The sequence below is a fragment of the Herbidospora mongoliensis genome (assembly GCF_001570545.1).
GTDB classification, from domain to species: domain Bacteria; phylum Actinomycetota; class Actinomycetes; order Streptosporangiales; family Streptosporangiaceae; genus Herbidospora; species Herbidospora mongoliensis.
In genome coordinates this window covers 256097-277025 of the sequence record NZ_BBXD01000015.1, presented here as the reverse complement: position 1 = coordinate 277025, position 20929 = coordinate 256097, and the positions used below count along the sequence as shown (strand labels likewise).

Here is a 20929-nt window from a genome sequence, read left to right as displayed (position 1 = left end):
GTGATCATGAATCCCGGGCTCCCAGAGCCAGCCTGAGCAGGCTTTCGCCGTCCATCTCGTCGATCGACTCAACGGTGGTCTCGGGGGTGGGGTGCTCTTCGGCCGTCGCGGCGAGCCGCAGCAGCGGTTCGACCAGACCGGCCTCGTGGAGCCGGGAGATGGGGATGGTGAACAGCGCCCGGCGCAGCCGTTCCACCTTGTCGGGGCCGAAGCCGGGGTCGAAGCCGGGGTCGAAGTCGGGGTCGTTGTCGGGGTCGTTGTCGGCGCCGAAGAGCTCGGCCAGCATGAGCTCGGCGAGCGCGCGCGGGTTCGGGTGGTCGAAGAGCAGGGTGGCGGGCAGGCTCAGCCCGGTCACCCCGGCCAGCCGGTCGCGCATCTCCACCGCGGTGAGCGAGTCGAAACCCAGGTCGCGGAAGGCCCGGTCGGCGACGATCCCGCCGGGTGTGAGGTGGCCGAGCACGAGCGCGGCCTGCCGCTGCACGGTCTCCAGGAGCCGGGCGAGACGGTCGTCCCGCGTCAGGGTGGCCAGGCGTTCGCGCAGTTCCACGCCGCTCGGCGCGTCGGCGACTGGGGTGAGCGCCTGCCGCACATCGGGGATGTCCTCGATCAGCGGCTGCGGGTGGTAGGCGGTGAATCCGGGCGTGAACGCGGCCCAGTCGACGTCCGCCACGGTCACGCAGACGTCGCCCGCCCGCAGCGCGGTGCCCATCGCCGCCACGGCGAGGTCGGGGGCCATCGCGCGCAGGCCCCGCCGCCGCAGGTACTCCTCGGCCGAGTCGCCGCCCGCCATCCCGTCGCCCGCCCACGGGCCCCACGAGATCGACACGGCGTGGTGTCCCCTGGCCCGGCGGCGCACGGCGAGGGCGTCGAGGGCGGCGTTCGCCACCGCGTACGCCGCCTGGCCGCCGCTGCCCCAGACTCCGGCGATCGAGGAGAACAGCACGAAGAAATCGAGGGGCGTGTCGGCCAGGAGGTCGTCGAGGCAGGCGGCGCCGCCGGCCTTCCCGGTCACGACCGCCTGGAAGTCGGCCAGTCCCGTCGTGCCCAGCGGCGTCATGTCACCGACCCCCGCGGCGTGGACGACGCCCCGCAGCGGATGTTCGGCCGGGATGCCGGCCAGCACGCGCGCCATTCCCGCCCGGTCGGCCGCGTCACAGGCCGCCACCGTCACCCGGGTGCCACCCGCCTCCAGCTCCGCGACCAGGTCGCCGGCGCCCGGCGCCGCCATGCCTCTGCGCGAGGTCAGCACGACATGCGGCACGCCCCGCCCGACCAGCCACCGCGCCACGACCGCGCCCAGCGCACCCGTGCCACCGGTCACCAGCACCGTGCCTGCGCCCACCAGGTCCTGGCCCAGGTTCGGGCCGGTGACGGCCCGGCTCAGGCGACGTCCCAAGACCCCGGCGGAGCGGACGGCGACCTGGTCCTCCGTGCCGGTCAGCACGCCCGCCAGCCGGTCGCCGAGCAGCGGCCCCGGCGGGCCGGAGACGTCCACCAGTCCGCCCCACAGACCGGGCAGTTCGAGGCCGACCACCCTGCCCAGACCCCACACCCGCGCCTGACCGGGGTCGATCTCCTCGTCGTCGTGGACGGCCACCGCCCCCGAGGTCACCCACCAGACCGGCGTCCGCAGGTCCATGGCGATGAGCGCGTCGATCAAAGCAAGCGAGCCGGGGATCGCGTCGCCCGCCGTCAGGGCGAGGAACGACAGCACCCCGGCCGGTTCCGCCACCTCGGCGAAGGCCGACTCACCGGCGTCGATCACCGCGCGCACAACTTGCGCGCCCGCCCGTTCGATGGCCGCCAGGCAGGCTTCGATCGTGTCGGCGTGTGCCGGGTCGGCGGGCAGCAGCGCGAGCCAGGTGCCGGAGAGGAAGGGGGCGGCGGCGGGCGGCAGGGGTTTCCAGCCGATCCGGTAGCGCCACGCGTCCGTGCGTCCTGCCGTCCGGTCCCGGTTGCGCCAGGCGGCCAGTGCGGGCAGCACGGTCTTCACCGAGGGTTCGGCGAGGTCGAGGCCGAGCAGGGCGGCCAGCGTGTCGGCGTCCTCCGCCTCGACGGCGGACCAGAAGGGGGACTCGTCGGCGGCGGCGACCGGCTGCGGCGCGGGCGCCCAGTAGTGCTGCCGATCGAAGGCGTAGGTGGGCAGGTTGATCCGGCGGCCGCCCCATCCGTCGAAGACGGCCGGCCAGTCGACGTCGGCGCCGGTCGTCCACAGGCTTGCGAGGGCGGCGATCGTCGTGTCCACGTCGTCGCGGTCACGGCGCATCAGGGGCGCGAACACCCCGTCGGCGGACTGCCGGGCCAGGCCGGACAGGACACCGTCCGGGCCCAGTTCCACGAATCGGGATACCCCCTGGTCGCGCAGGTAGGTGACGCCGTCGGCGAACCTGACCGCATCCCGCACCTGCCGCACCCAATAGCCCGGCTCGCTCATCTCGCCGGGTCGGCCGGTGAGGTTGGAGATCACCGGGATACGCGGCTCCGAGAAGGTCAGCGTCCTCAGCACCTCGGCGAACTCGGCCAGCATCGGTTCCATGAGCCGCGAGTGGAAGGCGTGGGAGACCTTCAGCCGGTTGTGCTTGAAGCCTCGCGCGGCCCATTCCTCGATGACGTCGGCGTCGCCGGAGATCACGATCGCCGAAGGACCGTTGACGGCCGCGATGTCGACCCGGTCGTCAGTGATCTGGTCTTCGGTGGCCTGGAGGGCGAGCATCGCGCCACCTGAGGGCAGCGCCTGCATCAACCTGCCTCGGGCGGCCACCAGCGTGCAGGCGTCCTCCAGCGACAGCACCCCGGCCACATGCGCCGCGGCGATCTCGCCGATGGAGTGGCCCAGCAGGAAGTCCGGAGTCACCTGGAGCGACTCCAGCAGCCGGAACGCCGCCACCTCGACCGCGAACAGTCCTGCCTGTGCCCACACGGTCTGGTTCAGGTCGAGTGCTACGTCGCGCATTGGCCGATCGAGGCGAAGGTCCAGCTGATCACAGACGGCGTCGTAAGCAGCGGCGTACACAGGGAACCGCGCATAGAGGCCACGCCCCATCCCGGCCCGCTGCGACCCCTGACCGGTGAACAGGAACGCGGTGCGGCCGTCGCGCACGACGCCGGCTGAAGGCTCGCCCTCGGCGAGGGCGCCCAGCCGGTCGAGCCCGAGCACGACCGCTCGGTGGTCCATGGCCGAGCGGGCGATCAGCGTCCGGCCGACGTCCACCGGGGCGACGTCCGGATGACCGGCCACGAAGGCGCCCAGGCGCTTCGCCTGGGCCCGCACCCCCTCGGCGGTCTTCGCCGACAGCAGCCACGGCACCGTGCGCGGCGGCGCGCCGGGCTCGGGCGCAGGAGCGGGCTCACCCTGCTCGATGATCACGTGGGCGTTGGTGCCGCTCACCCCGAAGGACGACACCGCGGCCCGGCGCGGTCTCTCCAGGGCGGGCCAGGGCCGCGCCTCGGTCAGCAGCTCGACCGCGCCGGTCGACCAGTCGACCTGCGGCGTCGGCTCGTCCACGTGCAGCGTCGCGGGCAGCACGCCGTGCCGCATCGCCTGCACCATCTTGATCACACCGGCCACACCTGCGGCGGCCTGGGTGTGCCCGATGTTCGATTTGATCGACCCCAGCCACAGCGGCTGCTCCCGGTCCTGGCCGTAGGTGGCCAGCAGAGCCTGGGCCTCGATCGGGTCGCCCAGCGTCGTGCCGGTGCCGTGCGCCTCCACCACGTCCACCTCGGCAGGGGTGAGCCGGGCGTTGGCCAGCGCGTCGCGGATCACCCGCTGCTGCGAGGGGCCGTTCGGGGCGGTGAGACCGCTCGACGCGCCGTCCTGGTTGACCGCGCTCCCCCGCACCACCGCGAGCACCTCGTGCCCGAGCCGTCGCGCGTCCGAGAGCCGCTCCACGAGCAGCACACCGGCGCCCTCGGCCCAGCCCATGCCGTCGGCGGCGGCCGAGAACGACTTGCACCGGCCGTCGGCGGCCAGACCCTGCGAGACGCCGAAGGCACGGAACACGCCGGGCGAGCACATCACCGTCACGCCCCCGGCCAGCGCGAGGTCGCACTCGCCGGAGCGCAGCGCCCGTACCGCCAGATGCAGTGCCACCAGGGACGACGAGCAGGCGGTGTCGAGGGTCACCGCCGGGCCCTCAAGACCCAGCGCGTAGGCCACCCGGCCGGAGACGACGCTGCCCGCCGTGGCGGTGCCCAGGTAGGCCTCGCTGCCCTCGCCGCCGGGCACGTAGTCGTGGTACATCAGCCCGGCGAAGACGCCGGTGCGGCTGCCGCGCAGCGTGTCCGGGTCGAGGCCGGCGTATTCGAAGGCCTCCCAGGAGGCCTCCAGGAACAGCCGCTGCTGCGGGTCCATCGCCTGCGCCTCACGCGGCGAGATGCCGAAGAAGGCGGGGTCGAACCAGCCGGCCTCGTGCACGAAACCGGCCTGCCGCGATCCGCCGCCCAGCTCGCCGAGGTCCCAGCCCCGGTCGGCCGGGAGGCCGGACAGGCCCTCGCCTTTAGTGTCGACCAGCCGCCACAGGTCCTCCGGGCTCGCGACCCCGCCGGGCAGCCGGCAGGCCATGCCGACGATCGCGATGGGCTCGCGGGCGAGTTCCTGCGTCTCGCGCAGCGCCTCCCGCGTGTCGCGCAGTTCGGTCGTGGCCTGGCGCAGGTATCTGAGCAGCTCTTCTTCGCTCGCCATGGTGTCTCTCCCCGGCCTTCAGTGCGTCTGGTCAAGGATCTGGAACAGTTCCTCGGCGGTGGCCGACTCCAGGTCCGGCCCGTCGCCCGGCCGGCCGTCCGTCCACCGGGACATCAGCTCGCGCAGGCGAAGGCCGATCTTCGACCGCTCCGCGTCGTCGTGGCCGACGCCGTCCAGGACCAGTTCGAGCCGGGCCAGCTCCTCCAGCGCGACCGCCGAGGCCGCGAGCGGCGCGGGCGCGAGTTCGCCGCGCAGGTAGCGGGCCAGCCCCACGGGGGTGGGGTTGTCGAAGATCAGCGTCGCGGGCAGCCGCAGTCCGGTCGCGCCGCCGAGCCGATTGCGGAGTTCGAGCCCGGTGAGCGAGTCCATGCCCAGCTCCAGGAAGCCGCGTTCGGGCCTGATGGAGGTGGGCGAGGAGTGGCCCAGGACCGCCGCCACGGAGGTGCGGACCAGGTCGAGGAGGAGGTCGTGCCGTTCGCCGTCGGACAGGTCGGCCAGCCGCTCGCGCAGCCGCCCGTCGGAGACCGGGGCGGCGTCGGGCGTCGCCTGGACCGGCCCGACCAGGCCGCGCAGCAGCGGCGGCACCAGGTCCGTCCGCAGTCGCAGCCCCGCCGTGTCCAGGTTGATCGGCACCACGACGGGCTCGTCGACGGCCAGGGCCAGGTCGAACAGGGCCATACCCTCGGCCGTCGTCATCGGGGTCATGCCGAGCCGCTGCACGCGGCGCACGTCCGATTCGGTCAGCGCGCCCGTCATGCCGGTCGGCTGGGCCCACGGGCCCCAGGCCATCGAGACCGCCGTCAGGCCGCCCGCCCGGCGGGACTGGGCGAGCGCGTCCAGGAAGGCGTTGGCCGCCGCGTAGTTCGCCTGGCCCGCGCCACCGAAGGTACCCGCGGCCGAGGAGAAGAAGTAGAACCGCGACCCGGGGGTCAGCTCGTGCAGGTGCAGCGCGCCCATGACCTTCGCGTGCAGGACCCGGTCGACGCGTTCGGGGTCGAGGGCCGACAGCACGCCGTCGTCCAGTTCGCCGACCGCGTGGACGATCGCGTGGAACGGCCCCGCCGCCAGCAGGCCGGCGACGGCGGCGCGGTCACCGACGTCGCAGGCGACGATCGTGGCCTCGGCGCCGAGCCCGGACAGTTCGGTGATCAGTTCGGCCGCGCCGGGTGCCTCCCGTCCCCGGCGGCTGGTCAGCACCAGGTTCCGCACGCCGTGGGCGGTCGCGAGGTGCCGGGCCAGCGCCGCGCCCAGGGTGCCCGTGCCGCCGGTGATCAGCACCGTCTCCTCGGGGTCGAACGGCCGGGTGCCTGGTTCGGCCGGTGGGGCCACTCGCAGCAGGCGGGGCACCCGGACCTGTCCGGCGCGAAGGGCCAGCTGGGGTTCGTCGGTGCCCAGCGCCGCGCCGACGGGGGCGTCCACGTCGTCCACGTCGAGCAGGATGAACCGGCCGGGGTGCTCCGACTGCGCCGAGCGCAGCAGTCCCCAGGCCGCGGCTGCCGCCAGGTCGGTGACCTCCGCCGCGTCGTCGACCGCGACCGCGCCCCGGGTGACCAGGGCCAGGCGCGCGCCGGCGAACCGTTCGTCGGTGACCCAGACCTGCGCCAGTCGCAGTGCTTCGTGGGTGGCCGACCGGACCGATGCCGCAGCGGTGAACGGGAGGACGACTGTGGTGGTCCCGGGCTCGTTCGCGAGACGGGCCGCCGCCTCGTCCAGGTCGGCGCAGCGGATCACGCCCGCGCCGCCGACGGCCGCGGGGGCGTCGACCCATTCGACGTGGAACAGCGACCGGCTCGCCGCCTGCCAGGCGGCGCCGACGCTGTCCGGGACGGGGCGGGCGATCAGGGAGTCGATCGCCGCGACGGCCCGGCCCGCCTCGTCGGTGACCAGGACGGCGATGCCGTCGGGGTCGGCCAGGCTCAGCCGGACCCGCAGCGAGGTGACGCCCGGCTGGTAGCAGCGCACGCCGCGCCAGGCGAACGGGAGTTCGGCGCGGGCCGGGCCTTCGGAGGCGTGCAGGGAGCGCAGCAGGCCGATGCCGTGCAGGGCCGCGTCCAGCAGGGCGGGGTGGAGGCCGAAGCGTCCGGCGTCCGGCTGCTCGCCGGGGAACGCCACTTCGGCGTAGACCTCGCCGTCGCGGTGCCAGGCGGCGCGCATGGCCTGGAAGGCGGGCCCGTAGACGTAGCCGCGGGTGGTCAGCTCCTCGTAGAAGCCGCCGAGGTCGACTTCGGTCGCGCCGTCGGGCGGCCACTGGTCGAGGGTGCCCGCCGGGGCGGGCGGCTGCGGCGCGAGCGTCGCGGTGGCGTGCCGGGTCCAGTCGCCTTCGGCGTCGTCCTCCGGGCGGGCGTACACGCTGAGGAGCCGGCGGCCGGTGCCGTCGGGGGCCGCGACCACGGCCTGGAGCCGGATGGCGCCGCGTGCCGGGATGAGCAGCGGCGCCTCCAGGGTCAGTTCCTCGACCGAGGCGCAGCCGACCTGGTCGCCCGCCCGCACCGCGATCTCGATGAAGGCGGTGCCGGGCAGCAGCACGGTGCCGAGGACGGCGTGGTCGGCCAGCCACGGGTGGGACCGCAGCGACAGCCGCCCGGTCAGCAGAACCGTGTCCAGCCCGGCCACGCTCGACGCCGCGCCGAGGATCGGGTGGCCGGTCGCGCCTTCCTGGACGACGGCCTCACCCGAACCGGAGAGCCAGTAGCGCTCGCGCTGGAAGGCGTAGGTGGGCAGGTCGATCGTCCGGGCGTCGAGGCGTCCGAGGACGGCCGACCAGTCGACGGGCAGGCCGTGGCCGTACGCCTGGGCGGCCGAGTTCAGCATGCGGGCGAGCCCGCCTTCGCCCCGCCGCAGCGAGCCGACGACGGCGCCGCCGTCCACGTAGACGTCGTCCAGGTCGTCGAGGGTCTCCTGGATCGCCACGGTGTGCACCGGGTGCGGGCTGACCTCGACGAAGTGGCGGTAGCCCTCACCGGCGACGGCCCGGACGGCCTGCTCGAACCCGACGGCGCTCCGCAGGTTGCGGTACCAGTAGGCGGCGTCGAGTTCGGCGGTGTCCATCCAGCGGCCGTCCACGGTCGAGTAGAAGGAGATCTCCGACGCGCGCGGGCTGATGCCGGTGAGCGCCGCGACCAGTCCGTCCTGGAGCTCCTCGACCTGGGCCGAGTGCGAGGCGAAGTCGACCCTGATCCGGCGGGCCCGCACCTGGTCGGCCGCGCACGCCGCGAGGAACTCCTCCAGCGCCGCGACCTCGCCCGCGACCACGACCGAGGCGGGCCCGTTGAGCGCGGCGACGGAGATCCGCCCGTCCCAGGGGGCGATCAGCTCCCGCACCCGCTCGGCGGGGAGCGCGACCGACACCATGCCGCCGCGACCGGCCAGCGCCGTGAGCGCCTTGCCGCGCAGCGCCACGGTCCGCGCGGCGTCCTCCAGCGACAGCGCGCCGATCACGCAGGCGGCGGCGATCTCGCCCTGCGAGTGGCCGATCACCGCGTCGGGCTCGACACCCCACGAACGCCACAGGGCCGCCAGCGAGACCATCATCGCCCAGAGCGCCGGTTGCACCACGTCCACCCGGTCGAGGGACGGCGCGCCTTCGACGCCGCGGACGACGTCCAGAAGAGACCAGTCGGTGTACGGGGCCAGCGCCTCGTCACAGGCGGCGATGTTCTCGGCGAACACCTCCGAGGAGTCCAGCAGCTCCGCCGCCATCCCGGCCCACTGCGGGCCCTGGCCGGCGAAGACGAACACGGTCCGGCCGCCGACGGCGGCGCCCCGCACCACTCCGTCGGGCGTCTCGCCCGAGGCCAGCCGCGCCAGCCGGTCCCGGAGGGCTTCCCTGTCACCCGCCATCACCACGGCCCGCTCCTCGAACGAGGTCCTGGTGGTGGCCAGGGAGTAGGCGAGGTCGCCGAGGTCGGTCGCGGGCCGGGTCTCCAGCAGGCCGGACAGCTGCGCGGCCTGGGCGCGGAGCGCCTCCGGGCTGCGGCCCGAAAGGACGAACGGCAGGTCGGCGTCCAGCGACGGACGCGGTTCCCTGACCTCGTCGCCGGGCTCGGGCGCCTGTTCCAGCACGGCGTGGGCGTTGGTGCCGCTCCCGCCGAACGAGGAGACCGCCGCCCGGCGCGGGCCGTCGGGCTGCGGCCAGGTCCGGGCCTCTTCGAGCAGTTCCACCGCGCCGGCCGCCCAGTCGACGTGCGGGGTGGGTTCGTCGACGTGCAGCGTCGGCGGCAGCTGGCCGTGGCGCAGCGCCATGACCGCCTTGATCACCCCGGCGACACCGGCGGCCGACTGGGTGTGGCCGATGTTCGACTTCACCGATCCCAGCCACAGGGGCCGGTCGGCCGGACGGCCCTGGCCGTACGTCGCGATCACCGCCTGCGCCTCGATCGGGTCACCGAGCGTGGTGCCGGTGCCGTGCGCCTCGACGAGGTCGACGTCCGAGGGCGACAGCCCGGCGACACCCAGCGCCTGCATGATCACCCGCTGCTGCGAGGGCCCGTTCGGCGCGGTCAGCCCGTTGGAGGCACCGTCCTGGTTGGTCGCGGAACCCGCCACCAGCGCGAGCACCGGGTGGCCGTGGCGCAGCGCGTCGGACAGCCGCTCCAGCACGACCACCCCGACGCCCTCGCCCCAGCCGGTCCCGTCGGCCGCCGCCGCGAACGGCTTGCAGCGCCCGTCGGGGGCCAGTCCGCGCTGGCGGCTGAACTCGGTGAAGGAGACGGGGGTGGGCAGCACCGCCACGCCACCGGCCAGCGCGAGCGTGCACTCACCCTGCCTGATCGCCTGGACGGCCAGGTGCAGCGCCACCAGCGACGAGGAGCAGGCCGTGTCGACCGTGACGGCCGGACCCTCCAGACCCAGGGTGTACGACAGCCTCCCGGACACCGCCGCGGTGCCGGTGCCCGCCAGGAAGAAGCCCTCGGCCGCGCCGAGCCCGTTGTCCGCGCCCAGGCCGTACCCCTGGAACGAGGTGCCGACGAAGACCCCGGAACGGCTGCCGACCAGCGACGACGGGACGATCCTTGCGCGTTCGAGCGCCTCCCACGAGGTCTCCAGCAGCACCCGCTGCTGCGGGTCCATCGCCACCGCCTCGCGGGGGCTGATCCCGAAGAACTCGGCGTCGAAGTGGCCCGCCTCCGCGAGGAACCCGCCCTCGCGGACGTAGGAGGTGCCGCGCCGGTCGGGGTCGGGGTCGTAGAGCGCGTCGAGGTCCCAGCCCCGGTCGGTGGGGAACGGGCTGATCGCGTCCCGGCCGCCGAGCACCAGGTCCCACAGGTCCTCGGGGTTCTGGACGCCGCCCGCGTACCGGCAGCCCATGCCGACGATCGCGATCGGCTCGTCGTCGGTCGCGACGACTGCTGGCGCGGGCACGGGAGCCGCCGGCATCCCGGAGCCGAACAGCTTCTCCGCCAGGTGGTCGGCCACCGCCTGCGGCGTGGGGTGGTCGAAGACGACGGTGGCGGGCACCTTCAGCCCGGTCGCGGTGCGCAGCCGGTCGCGGATCTCCACGGCGGTGATCGAGTCGACGCCGAGGTCGCGGAAGGGCTTGCCCGGGTCGAGAGCCTCTGGGCCGGTGTAGCCGAGCACGGCGGCGGCGTGCGCGCGGACCAGGTCGAGGATCCGCCGGCCGCGCTCGCCCGCCGGGACGGCGGCCAGGTCGCGGGCGAACTCCGAGTCGGCGCTCACCTCGGCGGGGCCGGTCTCGAAGGTGGCCTGGACTTCGGGGAGGTCGCCGATGAGCGGTCGCCGCCTGGCGGCCAGGTAGGTCGGGGCGAAGGCCGCCCAGTCGATGTCGGCGACGGTGAGCAGCGTCTCGTCGTCGGCGAGGGCCTGGCCGAGCGCGGTCAGGGCAAGGTCGGGGTCCATGAGGCGCAGCCCGCGCCGGGCCAGCAGGGTGACCGCGTCGCCGGTGGCCATGCCGCCGCCGCCCCAGCCGCCCCAGGCGATCGAGGTGGCACGCTGCCCGCGCTCGCGCCGGTGCTGGGCCAGCGCGTCGAGGCGGGCGTTGGCGGCGGCGTAAGCGGCCTGCCCGCTGCCGCCCCACGTCGCCGCGCCGGAGGAGAAGAGCACGAACGCGTCCAGGCCGTCGCCGGCCAACTCATCGAGGTTGAGCGCCCCGGCGACCTTCGCGTTCAGGGTTTCGGCCAGTTCGGCGACACCGGTCCGCAGGACGCTCTCGCTCTGCGCGACCCCGGCCGCGTGCACGACCGTGGTCAGCGGCGGTCCGTCCGGCAACCCGCTCAGCAGCGCCGCGACCGCCTCACGGTCGGCCACGTCGACGGCCTCCACCAGCACCTCCGCGCCCAGCGCGGTCAGTTCGGCGACCAGCGTGTCGACTCCGGGTGCGTCCGCGCCTCTGCGGCTGGTCAGCACCAGGCGTTCGGCCCCGGCCTCGGCCAGCATGCGGGCCACCCGGGCGCCGAGCGCGCCGGTGCCGCCGGTGATCAGCGCCGTGCCACGGGTCCGCCAGGCGTCGGATGCGGTGCCTCCGCTGGGCCGGGCATCGGAAAGGTTGCCTCGGGTGCGCCGGGCATCGGAGGGGGTGCCTCTCGGTGCCCGGACCATCCGGCGGCCGAACACGCCCGCCGGGCGCAGCGCGACCTGGTCTTCGTCGTCCAGCCCGGCGAGCACGTCGGCCAGCCGCTTCTGCGCACGTTCGTCCAGGTCCTCGGGCAGGTCAAGCACGCCGACGCGGCGGCCGGACAGCTCCAGTCCCGCGACGAGCCCCAGCCCCCATACCGGGGCCTGTTCGGGATGGGTGAGCGGGTCGGAGCCGCCCACCGAGACGGCGCCGCGCGTGGCCAGCCACAGCGGGGCGGTCGTCTCGGCCTGGATGAGTGCGAGCGTGCGGGCCAGCCCTCGGGAAACCACCGCGTGGTCGGGGTGGGCCGTGTCGTCCAGGGCCAGCAGCGACAGCACGCCGCTCAGTTCTCCCGCGCCGGACACGAGCGCGGCGAGGCCGTCACCCGAGGGGTCGTCGGCGCCGAGTGACACCGTCGTCACGTCTGCTCCGCACGCCGCCAGGGCCCGCTCGTAGGCCGACGGATCATGGTCGCCCGTGACCAGAAGCCAGGTTCCGGACAGCGACGAGCCGGGGGTGCGGGCGATCCGCCGCCACGTCACCCGGTATCGCCAGGCGTCCACGGTGGACTTGTCGCGCCGCCGCGCCCGCCACTGGGACAGCATCTCCAGCGCGGGCCCGGCCGGGGCCAGCGCGGCGGGGTCGGCGACGTCGAGCACGCCGGCCAGCGCCGTCAGGTCGGCGCCGGACACCGCCTCCCAGAACCGCTCTTCTTCCTGATCGTGGACGACCTCGCCCTCCACCACCGATCGCGACGGAGCCGACAGCCAGTAGGGCTCGCGCTGGAACGCGTAAGTGGGCAGGTCGACGGCGTAACCGGACGGGCCGCCGAGCACGACCGGCCAGTCGGGCACGACACCGTTCACGTGCGCCTCGGCGAGCTGCCGCAGGAAGCGGGCCGTGCCTCCCTCGTCGCGGCGCAGCGTGGCGACCACGACCGCGTCGGCGGCGCTCTCCTCGGCCGTGTCCCGCACGCCGGGGCTCAGCACCGGATGCGGGCTCGACTCGACGAAGACCCGGTAGCCGTCGTCGAGCAGCGCCGTCACGGCGGGCGCGAACCGGACCGGCTCGCGCATGTTGCGGTACCAGTAGCCCGCGTCCAGAACGGTCGTGTCGAGGGCCCCGCCGGTGACGGTGGAGTAGAAGGCGATGTCGGCGGCGCGGGGGGCGACGTCGGCGAGGGCGGCCAGGGTCTCTTCCCGGATCGCCTCGACCTGCGGCGAGTGGCCCGCGCCGTTGACCCGGACCTTCTTCACCCGCACCTCGTCGGCGGCGAGCGCCGCGAAGAGTTCGTCGACCGCCTCGGGGTCGCCCGAGACGGCGACCGCGCGGGGACCGTTGACGGCGGCGATGTGCAGCCGGCCGGGCCAGACCGCGATGCGGGCCGTCACCTCGTCTTCGGGGAGTGCCACCGCCACCATCGCGCCGAGGCCCGCGAACGCGGACAGGAGGCGGCTGCGCACGGAGATGATCTTCGCGGCGTCCCGCAGGGTCAGCGCGCCCGCGACGTGGGCCGCCGCGATCTCCCCCTGGGAGTGCCCGACCACCGCCGAGGGCGTGATCCCGTGGGCCCGCCAGAGCGCCGCCAGGGAGACCATCGTGGTGAACAGGACGGGCTGGATGACGTCCAGCCGGTCGGTCGAAGGCGCGCCGTCGATGCCGCGCAGGACGTCCTCCACCGACCAGCCGAGATGCTCGGACAGCGCGGCGTCGCAGGCGCGGACGGAGTCGAGAAAGACCGGCGAGGAGTCGAGCAGCCCGGTGGCCATACCGGCCCATTCGGTGCCCTGACCGGGGAAGACGAACACGGTCCTGCCGCCCTGCCCGGCCACGCCGCGCACCAGACCGGGCGCGACACCGCCCTCGGCGAGCGTGGCCAGCAGTTCGGCGAAGCCCTCCCGGTCTTCGGCCAGCAGCGCCGCCCGGTGGTCGAACGACGATCGGGTGGCCCACAGCGCCCGTGCCACCTCCGGCACCGTCACTCCGGGCCGGGAATCCAGATGGGCCAGCAGCTTCGCCGCCTGCGCCCGCAGCGCGGCGGCACTGCGGCCGGAAAGCAACCAAGGCGTCAGCGCCTGGGCGCTCGCGCCGTGCGGCGGAGCCACGACCGGTGTGGGCGGCGTCGGCTCGTCCGGGGCCGGTGCCTCTTCCAGGATCACGTGGGCGTTCGTGCCGCTCATCCCGAACGAGGAGACGCCCGCCCGGCGCGGCCGGTCCCCCGCGGGCCACGGCACGTTCTCGGTGAGCAGGCGCAGCCCGCCCGCCGACCAGTCGACGTGCGGGGTGGGCTCATCGATGTGCAGGGTGGCGGGGAGCAGGTCGTACCGCATGGCCTGGACCATCTTGATCACACCGGCGACACCGGCGGCCGACTGGGTGTGGCCGATGTTCGACTTGACCGAACCGAGCCAGACCGGCCGGTCGTCGTCGTGGTCGCGGCCGTAGGTCGCCTGGAGCGCCTGCGCCTCGATGGGGTCGCCCAGGGCGGTCCCGGTGCCGTGCGCCTCGATGACGTCGACCTCACCGGCGGCCAGTCCGGCCGCGCGCAGCGCCTGGCGGATCACCTTCTGCTGGGCCGGGCCGCTGGGGGCGGTGAGGCCGTTGCTCGCGCCGTCGTGGTTGACGGCGGTGCCCTTGACCAGCGCCAGCACCCGGTGACCGAGGCGGCGGGCATCGGAGAGGCGTTCGACCAGCAGCATGCCGACGCCCTCACCCCAGCCGGTGCCGTCGGCCGACGCCGCGAAGGCCTTGCACCGGCCGTCGACGGCCACCGCGCCGCCCTGGGTGCCCTCCACGAACATGGTCGGCACGACCATCAGGGTCGCCCCGCCGACCAGCGCGAGCGAGCACTCGCCCCGGCCGATCGCCTCCCGGGCCATGTGCAGCGCGACCAGCGACGACGAGCACGCCGTGTCGATGGAGACGGTCGGGCCCTCCAGCCCCAGCGTGTACGCGATCCGCCCGGACGTCACGCTCGTGGAGGTGCCGAGCAGCATGTGCGGGCCGATGCCCTCCGGCACGTCCGCGCCGATGCCGTAGCCGGTGGTCGCCGTCCCGACGAACACCCCGGTCGGGCTGCCGGCGAGGGTGGCCGGATCGATTCCGGCGTGCTCCAGCGCCTCCCACGCGCATTCCAGCAGCAGCCGCTGCTGCGGGTCCATCGCGGTCGCCTCGCGCGGGCTGATCCCGAAGAAGCCCGGGTCGAAGTCGGCGATGCCGTCGACGAACCCGCCGTCGAAGGCGCCCAGGTCCCAGCCTCGGTCGGCGGGGAACGGCGTCATCGCGTCCACGCCCTGGCTGACGGCCCGCCACAGCTCTTCCGGCGTGTTCGCGCCGCCGGGCAGGCGGCAGGCCATGCCCACGATGGCGATCGGATCATCTGTGGCCGAAAGGACGGGAGCGGCGGGCACTTCTTCCGGTTCGCCCAGCAGTTCCCGGCCGAGGAGTTCCGAAAGTCGTACCGGCGTGGGGTGGTCGAAGACCAGCGTCGCCGAGAGCCGCAGCCCGGTGGCGGCGGCCAGCCGGTTGCGCAGTTCGACGGCGGTCAGCGAGTCGATGCCCAGTTCCTTGAACGCGCGATGGGCGTCGACCGACTCGGGCCCGGCGAACCCCAGCACCAGAGCGGCCTGGGAGCGGACCAGGTCGAGCAGCAGCCGCGAGCGGTCCTCGGCGCCGAGACCGGACAGCCGCCGGGCGAACGCGTCACCGGCGACCGGCGCGCCGTCGCCCGCGCCGCGCCGGACCGGACGCCGGACCAGGCCGCTCAGCAGCGGCGGCAGCGCGCCCGCGGCCTCGGCCAGCGCCGCCGTGTCGACCCCGGTGGGCACCAAAGCGGCGTAGGGAAGGGTCAGCGCGGCGTCCAGCAGCGCGAGCCCGCTCTCGGGGGTGAGCGGCGGGAAGACCGAGCGGCCGACACGGTCGCGTTCGGCGTCGGTGAGCCGGCCGAACATGCCCCCGGTGTCGTCCCACGCGCCCCAGGCCAGGGAGAGCGCGGGCAGTCCGGTGGCGCGGCGGTGTGAGGCGAGCGCGTCGAGGTAGGCGTTCGCGGCGGCGTAGGCGCCCTGCCCGGCGCTGCCGAGGGTGCCGGAGGCGGAGGAGAAGAGCACGAAGGCGGCCAGGTCGGCGTGCCGGGTCAGCTCGTGCAGGTGCGCGGCGGCGTCGGCCTTGGCGCGGAGCACGGCGGCGACGCGCGCCGGGGTGAGCTCGGTGACCACGCCGTCGTCCAGGACGCCGGCGAGGTGGAAGACGGCGGTCAGCGGCCGGTCGGCCGGGATCGCGGCGAGCACGCCGGCGAGGGCGTCCCGGTCGGCGGCGTCACCGGCGACGAGGTCGGCGTGCGCGCTGTGGGCGGCCAGCTCCTCGGTCAGCGCGAGGCCGCCGGGCGCGGCCGGGCCGCTCCGGCTGAGCAGCGTCAGGTGGCGGACGCCGTGCGCGATGACCAGATGACGGGCCAGCAGCGCGCCGAGCCCGCCGGTGCCGCCGGTGATCAGGACCGTGCCGTCGGGGTCGAGGGGGCGCGGGAGGGTGAGGACCACCTTGCCGATCTGGCGGGCCTGGCTGACGTGGCGGAACGCCTCGGGCGCCAGCCGCAGGTCCCAGGCGCGCAGCGGCGGCAGCCGGAGCGCACCGGCGCGGAACAGCGCCAGCAGTTCGGTGAGGATCTCGCCGATCCGCTCGGGTCCCGCCTCGATCAGGTCGAAGGCCTGGTAGCGCACGCCGGGATGGCGTGCGGCCACCTCGCCGGCGTCGCGGATGTCGATCTTGCCCATCTCGATGAACCGGCCGCCGCGCGGCAGCAGGCCGAGCGAGGCGTCGACGAACTCGCCCGCGAGCGCGTCGAGCACCACGTCCATGCCCCGCCCGCCGGTCGCCGCCGCGAAGCGGTCCGCGAAGGAAGTGTCACGCGAGGAGGCCAGGCGATCGCCGGTGACCCCGAGCGCGCGGACGGCGTCGTGCTTGCCGGGGCTCGCGGTGGCGAAGACGTCGGCGCCCAGGTGCCGGGCGACCTGCACGGCGGCGGTTCCCACGCCCCCGGCCGCCGCGTGCACCAGCACCGACTCGCCGGGGCGCAGCCCGGCCAGGTCGACCAGCCCGTAGTAGGCCGTGGCGTAAGCGATGGGCACGGCCGCGGCCTCGGCGAACGTCCAGCCGGCCGGCATCGGCGCGAGCATGCGGTGGTCGGCCACCCCGACCGGGCCGAACGCGCCCTGGCACAGGCCGAACACCCGGTCGCCGGGCGCGAAGCCGTCGACCTCCGGGCCGACCTCGACGACCACTCCGGCCGCCTCGCCGCCCAGGACCACGTCGCCGGGGTACATGCCGAGCGCGCCGAGCACGTCCCGGAAGTTCAGCCCGGCCGCGCGTACGCTCAGCCTGACCTGGCCCGGTCCGAGCGGCTGAGCCGGGCTCGGCACCAGTTGGAGGTTCTCCAGCGTGCCGGGCTCGCGCGTGTCCAGCCGCCACTCGTCGCCCGGCGGCACGGGCAGGCCCACCGGGACAGCGGCCCGGACGAGCCGGGCGGCGAGCAGCGCGCCGTCGCGTAAGGCCAGTTGCGGTTCGCCGCAGGCGACGGCGGCCGTCAGCGTCTCCATGGGCAGTCCGGCCGCCTCGAGCAGGACGAATCGGTCGGGGTTCTCGGTCTGCGCGGTCCGCACCAGGCCCCACGCCGCCGCGGCGGCCGGATCGGTGACCGCGTCGTGGGTCAGCACCACCAGGCGGCTGGACGCGAACCGGTCGTCGGCCAGCCAGTCCTGCACGACGGTCAGCACCCGCGCGACGACCACGTCCGGGGATCCCGCCGGGCAGGGCAGCACGACGATGCCGGGCACGTGGCCGTCGTCGTCGATCGCGGCGGCCAGGTCGTCGGCGTCGTCGAGCACCACGATGTCGGGGGACACGGCGACCGGGGCCTGGCCCTCGGCCACCGGCCGCCAGTCGAGGCGGCACAGACCGGTCAGGTCGGCGGTCGTCCCGGCTGCCGACGCCGGGCGCAGGACCAGGCGGCCGACGGTGATGACGGGCAGCCCGTCACCGTCGAAGGCCTCCAGGGAGAGGGCGTCGTCGCCCGAAGGGGTGAGCCGGGCGCGCAGGGTGGTCGCGCCGGAGGCCCGCAGGGACACGCCGGTCCAGGAGAAGGGCAGGCCCGCGGTTCTGCCGGAACCGACGGCCTGGGCGTGCAGGACCGCGTCCAGCAGCGCGGGGTGCAGTCCGTAACGGCGGGCCGCCGCCTCTTCCCGTTCGGGCAGCCGCACCTCGGCGAAGATCTCCTCGCCCCGGCGCCACACGGCCGACAGGCCGCGGAAGATCTCGCCGTAGGACAGACCGGCCGCGTCCAGCAGCGGGTACACGTCGGCGTCGGCCTCCACGGCTCCGGCCGGGGGCCACTGGCCGAGAGGCGTCGCGACGGTGTCGTGCCCGGGGACGAGCACGCCGGTCGCGTGCCGCGTCCAGGGCCGGTCGGGCCAGCCGTCGTCGGCCCGGTCGTCGGGCCGTGAGTAGACCGAGACCGCGCGCCGGCCGTCGTCGCCCGCGCCGCCCACCGCGATCTGCACCTGCACACCGCCGTGCGCGGGCAGGACCAGTGGTGACTCCAGCACGAGCTCCTCCAGGTCACCGCATCCGACCTGGTCACCGGCCCGGACGGCCACCTCGACGAACGCCGTGCCGGGCAGCACGACCCGCCCGTGCACCACGTGATCGGCCAGCCACGGATGGGTGTCGGCGGCGAGCCGCGCGGTGAAGAGCAGTTCGTCGCCCCCGGCGAGGCCGACCCCCGCGCCGAGCAGCGGGTGGCCGGTGCCGCCCAGGCCCGCAGAGGCGACGTCGCCGTACCAGGGCGTGACGGCGGGCCAGTAGCGGGACGTCTCGAAGGCGTAGGTGGGCAGGTCCACCCGGTGGCCACCGCCGAAGAACGCGGCCCAGTCGACCGCAACGCCGTGGGCGTGCAGCGAGGCGAGCGCGGTGACGAGGGTCCGGGCCTCCGGGCGATCCCGGCGCAGCGCGGGGACCGACCGCTCGACCCTGGCCCCGAGCATGGCCCCGAGCACGCCGTCGGGCCCCAGTTCGAGACAGCGCGAGACGCCCTGGCTCTCCAGCCAGGCGACCCCGTCCCCGAACCTGACGGCCTCGCGGACCTGACGGGCCCAGTAGTCCGGGTCGCCCAGCTCGTCGATGCCGAGCGGCGCGCCGGTGAGGTTCGAGACGACCGGGATCGCCGGCGGCCGGAACGTCAGCCCGGCCGCGACCTCGCGGAACTCCGCGAGCATGCCGTCCATGTGCGGCGAGTGGAACGCGTGCGAGACCCGCAGCGCGCGGGTACGCAGACCGCGCGCCCGCCACCCGGCGACAAGCTCGGCCACGGCGTCGCGGTCGCCGGACACGACCACGGACGACGGCCCGTTGACCGCGGCGACGCCGACCTGTCCTTCCAGCCCGGCGAGCGCGTCCCGGATCTCCGCCTCCCCGGCCTCGACCGCGACCATCGCGCCACCGGACGGCATCGCCTGCATGAGCCGGCCACGCGCGGCGACGAGCGTGCAGGCGTCGTCCAGCGAAAGGACCCCGGCCGCGTGGACGGCGGCGAGCTCGCCCACCGAGTGCCCGAGCAGGAAGTCGGGCCGGACACTCCAGTGGGTCAGCAGCCGATGAAGAGCGACCTCGACGGCGAACAGGCCCGCCTGGGTGTAGGCAGTCTGGTCGAGCAGCGCGGCGGTGTCGCTGCCCGGCGCGGCGTCGAGCACGGCGCGCAACGGCGGATCGAACACCCCGTTCGACGCGGCGTCCAGCCGGTCGCAGACCTCGGCCAGCGCCTCGGCGAAGACGGGGTGGACGGCGGCGAGCTCAGCGCCCATCCGCGCCCGTTGCGCGCCCTGCCCCGTGAAGAGGAAGGCCAACTTGCCGCCCTTGCGCGCGGTGTCGCGGATGATCAGGGCGCTGTCGGCGCCGTTCTCCAGTGCTTCCAGGGCGGTGAGCAGTTCCGCGCGCCCGTCGGCCACGACCACCGCGCGATGCGTCAGCGCGGCCCGGGTCGTCGCCAGCGAGAACGCCACATCGGCCGGGTCGAGCGCGGGGTCGGCCTCGATCCGGGCGCGCAGGCGGGCGGCCTGGCCGCGCAGCGCGGAGTCGGTCTTCGCGCCGAGGAGGAACGGCAGCGGACCGGTGGCCTGAGGCCCGGTCTCCTGCTCCTGTTCGGGCGCCTCCTCCAGGATGACGTGCGCGTTCGTCCCGCTGATCCCGAACGCCGAGACGCCGGCCCGCCGGGGCTCGCCGGTCTGGGGCCACGGCCGGGCGTCGGTCAGCAGCTCCACCGATCCGGCCGACCAGTCGACGTGCGGGGTGGGCTCGTCCACGTGCAGGGTCGCGGGCAGCGTCGAGGCCCGCAGCGCCATGACGGTCTTGATCACACCGGCCACCCCGGCGGCGGCCTGGGAGTGACCGATGTTCGACTTCACCGAGCCGAGCCACAGCGGCCGCCCGGCCGGACGCCCCTGCCCATAGGTCGCCAGGAGCGCCTGGGCCTCGATCGGGTCGCCCAGTTCGGTGCCGGTGCCGTGCGCCTCGACGAGGTCGACGTCTCCGGTGGACAGCTGAGCGCTGGCCAGCGCCTGCATGATCACCCGCTGCTGCGAGGGTCCGTTGGGCGCGGTCAGGCCGTTGGAGGCGCCGTCCTGGTTGGTCGCCGAGCCGCGGACGACGGCGAGCACCCGGTGCCCGAGCCGGCGCGCGTCGGAGAGCCGCTCGACCAGGAGCACCCCCGCTCCCTCGGACCAGCCGGTGCCGTCGGCCGATGCCGCGAACGACTTGCACCGCCCGTCGCCGGCCAGGCCGCGCTGACGGCTGAACTCGGTGAAGACGCCGGGGGTCGCCATCACGCTGACCCCGCCGACCAGCGCCAGGGAGCTCTCGCCCTGCCGCAGCGAGCGGGCGGCCAGGTGCAGCGCGACCAGCGACGACGAGCAGGCGGTGTCGACGGTGATCGCCGGGCCCTCCAGCCCGAGCGTGTAGGACACCCGGCCCGAGGTGACCGCGGGCGCGCCGCCGGTGAGCAGGTAGCCCTCGCCGTCGTCGTGCGGCGCGGCGGCCACCATGCCGGTGTAGTTCTGGTCGTTGGTGCCGATGAACACGCCGGTGTGGCTGCCGCGCAGCGAGGCCGGGTCGATGCCCGCGCGCTCCACCGCCTCCCAGCACACCTGGAGCAGCAGGCGCTGCTGCGGGTCCATGGCCAGCGCCTCACGGGGTGAGATGCCGAAGAACCCGGCGTCGAACTCGGCCGCGTCCGTCACGAAGCCGCCCTCGCGCACGTAGCTGGTGGCCGGGCGGTCCGGATCGTCGTCGAAGAGCGTGTCGAGCCGCCAGCCCCGGTCCTGGGGGAAGGGGCCGATGCCGTCCTCGCCGGCGGCGACCAGCCGCCAGAGGTCTTCCGGCGACCGCACGTCGCCGGGGAACCGGCAGCTCATGCCGATGATCGCGACGGGCTCGTGATCGGCGGTCTCGCGATCGGCCAGCCGCCGCCTGGTCCGATGCAGATCCGCGGTGACCAGCTTCAGATAGTCGCGAAGCGTCTCGTTATCAACCATCTGGTGAAACCTCTTCCGCGAATGTCACACGGCAACGAGTTAATGGCGACGGGTCGCCCATTCACCGAGGCTAATCAGCGCTTCGTGCGTCCACTACCC

General features: G+C 74.8%; 2 protein-coding genes. Both read right to left on the bottom strand.

Going from position 1 to position 20929, the window contains the following annotated elements; all coding sequences use genetic code 11:
- Positions 1–4 precede the first annotated feature (4 nt).
- Complete coding sequence (locus tag AW272_RS45660) at positions 5–4684, bottom strand: type I polyketide synthase (RefSeq protein WP_066368500.1); 4680 nt, start codon at positions 4682–4684, stop codon at positions 5–7.
- 18 nt (positions 4685–4702) lie between these two features.
- Positions 4703–20830, bottom strand: coding sequence for a type I polyketide synthase (locus AW272_RS44235; protein WP_066368499.1), 16128 nt, complete (start codon positions 20828–20830; stop codon positions 4703–4705).
- Positions 20831–20929 lie beyond the last annotated feature (99 nt).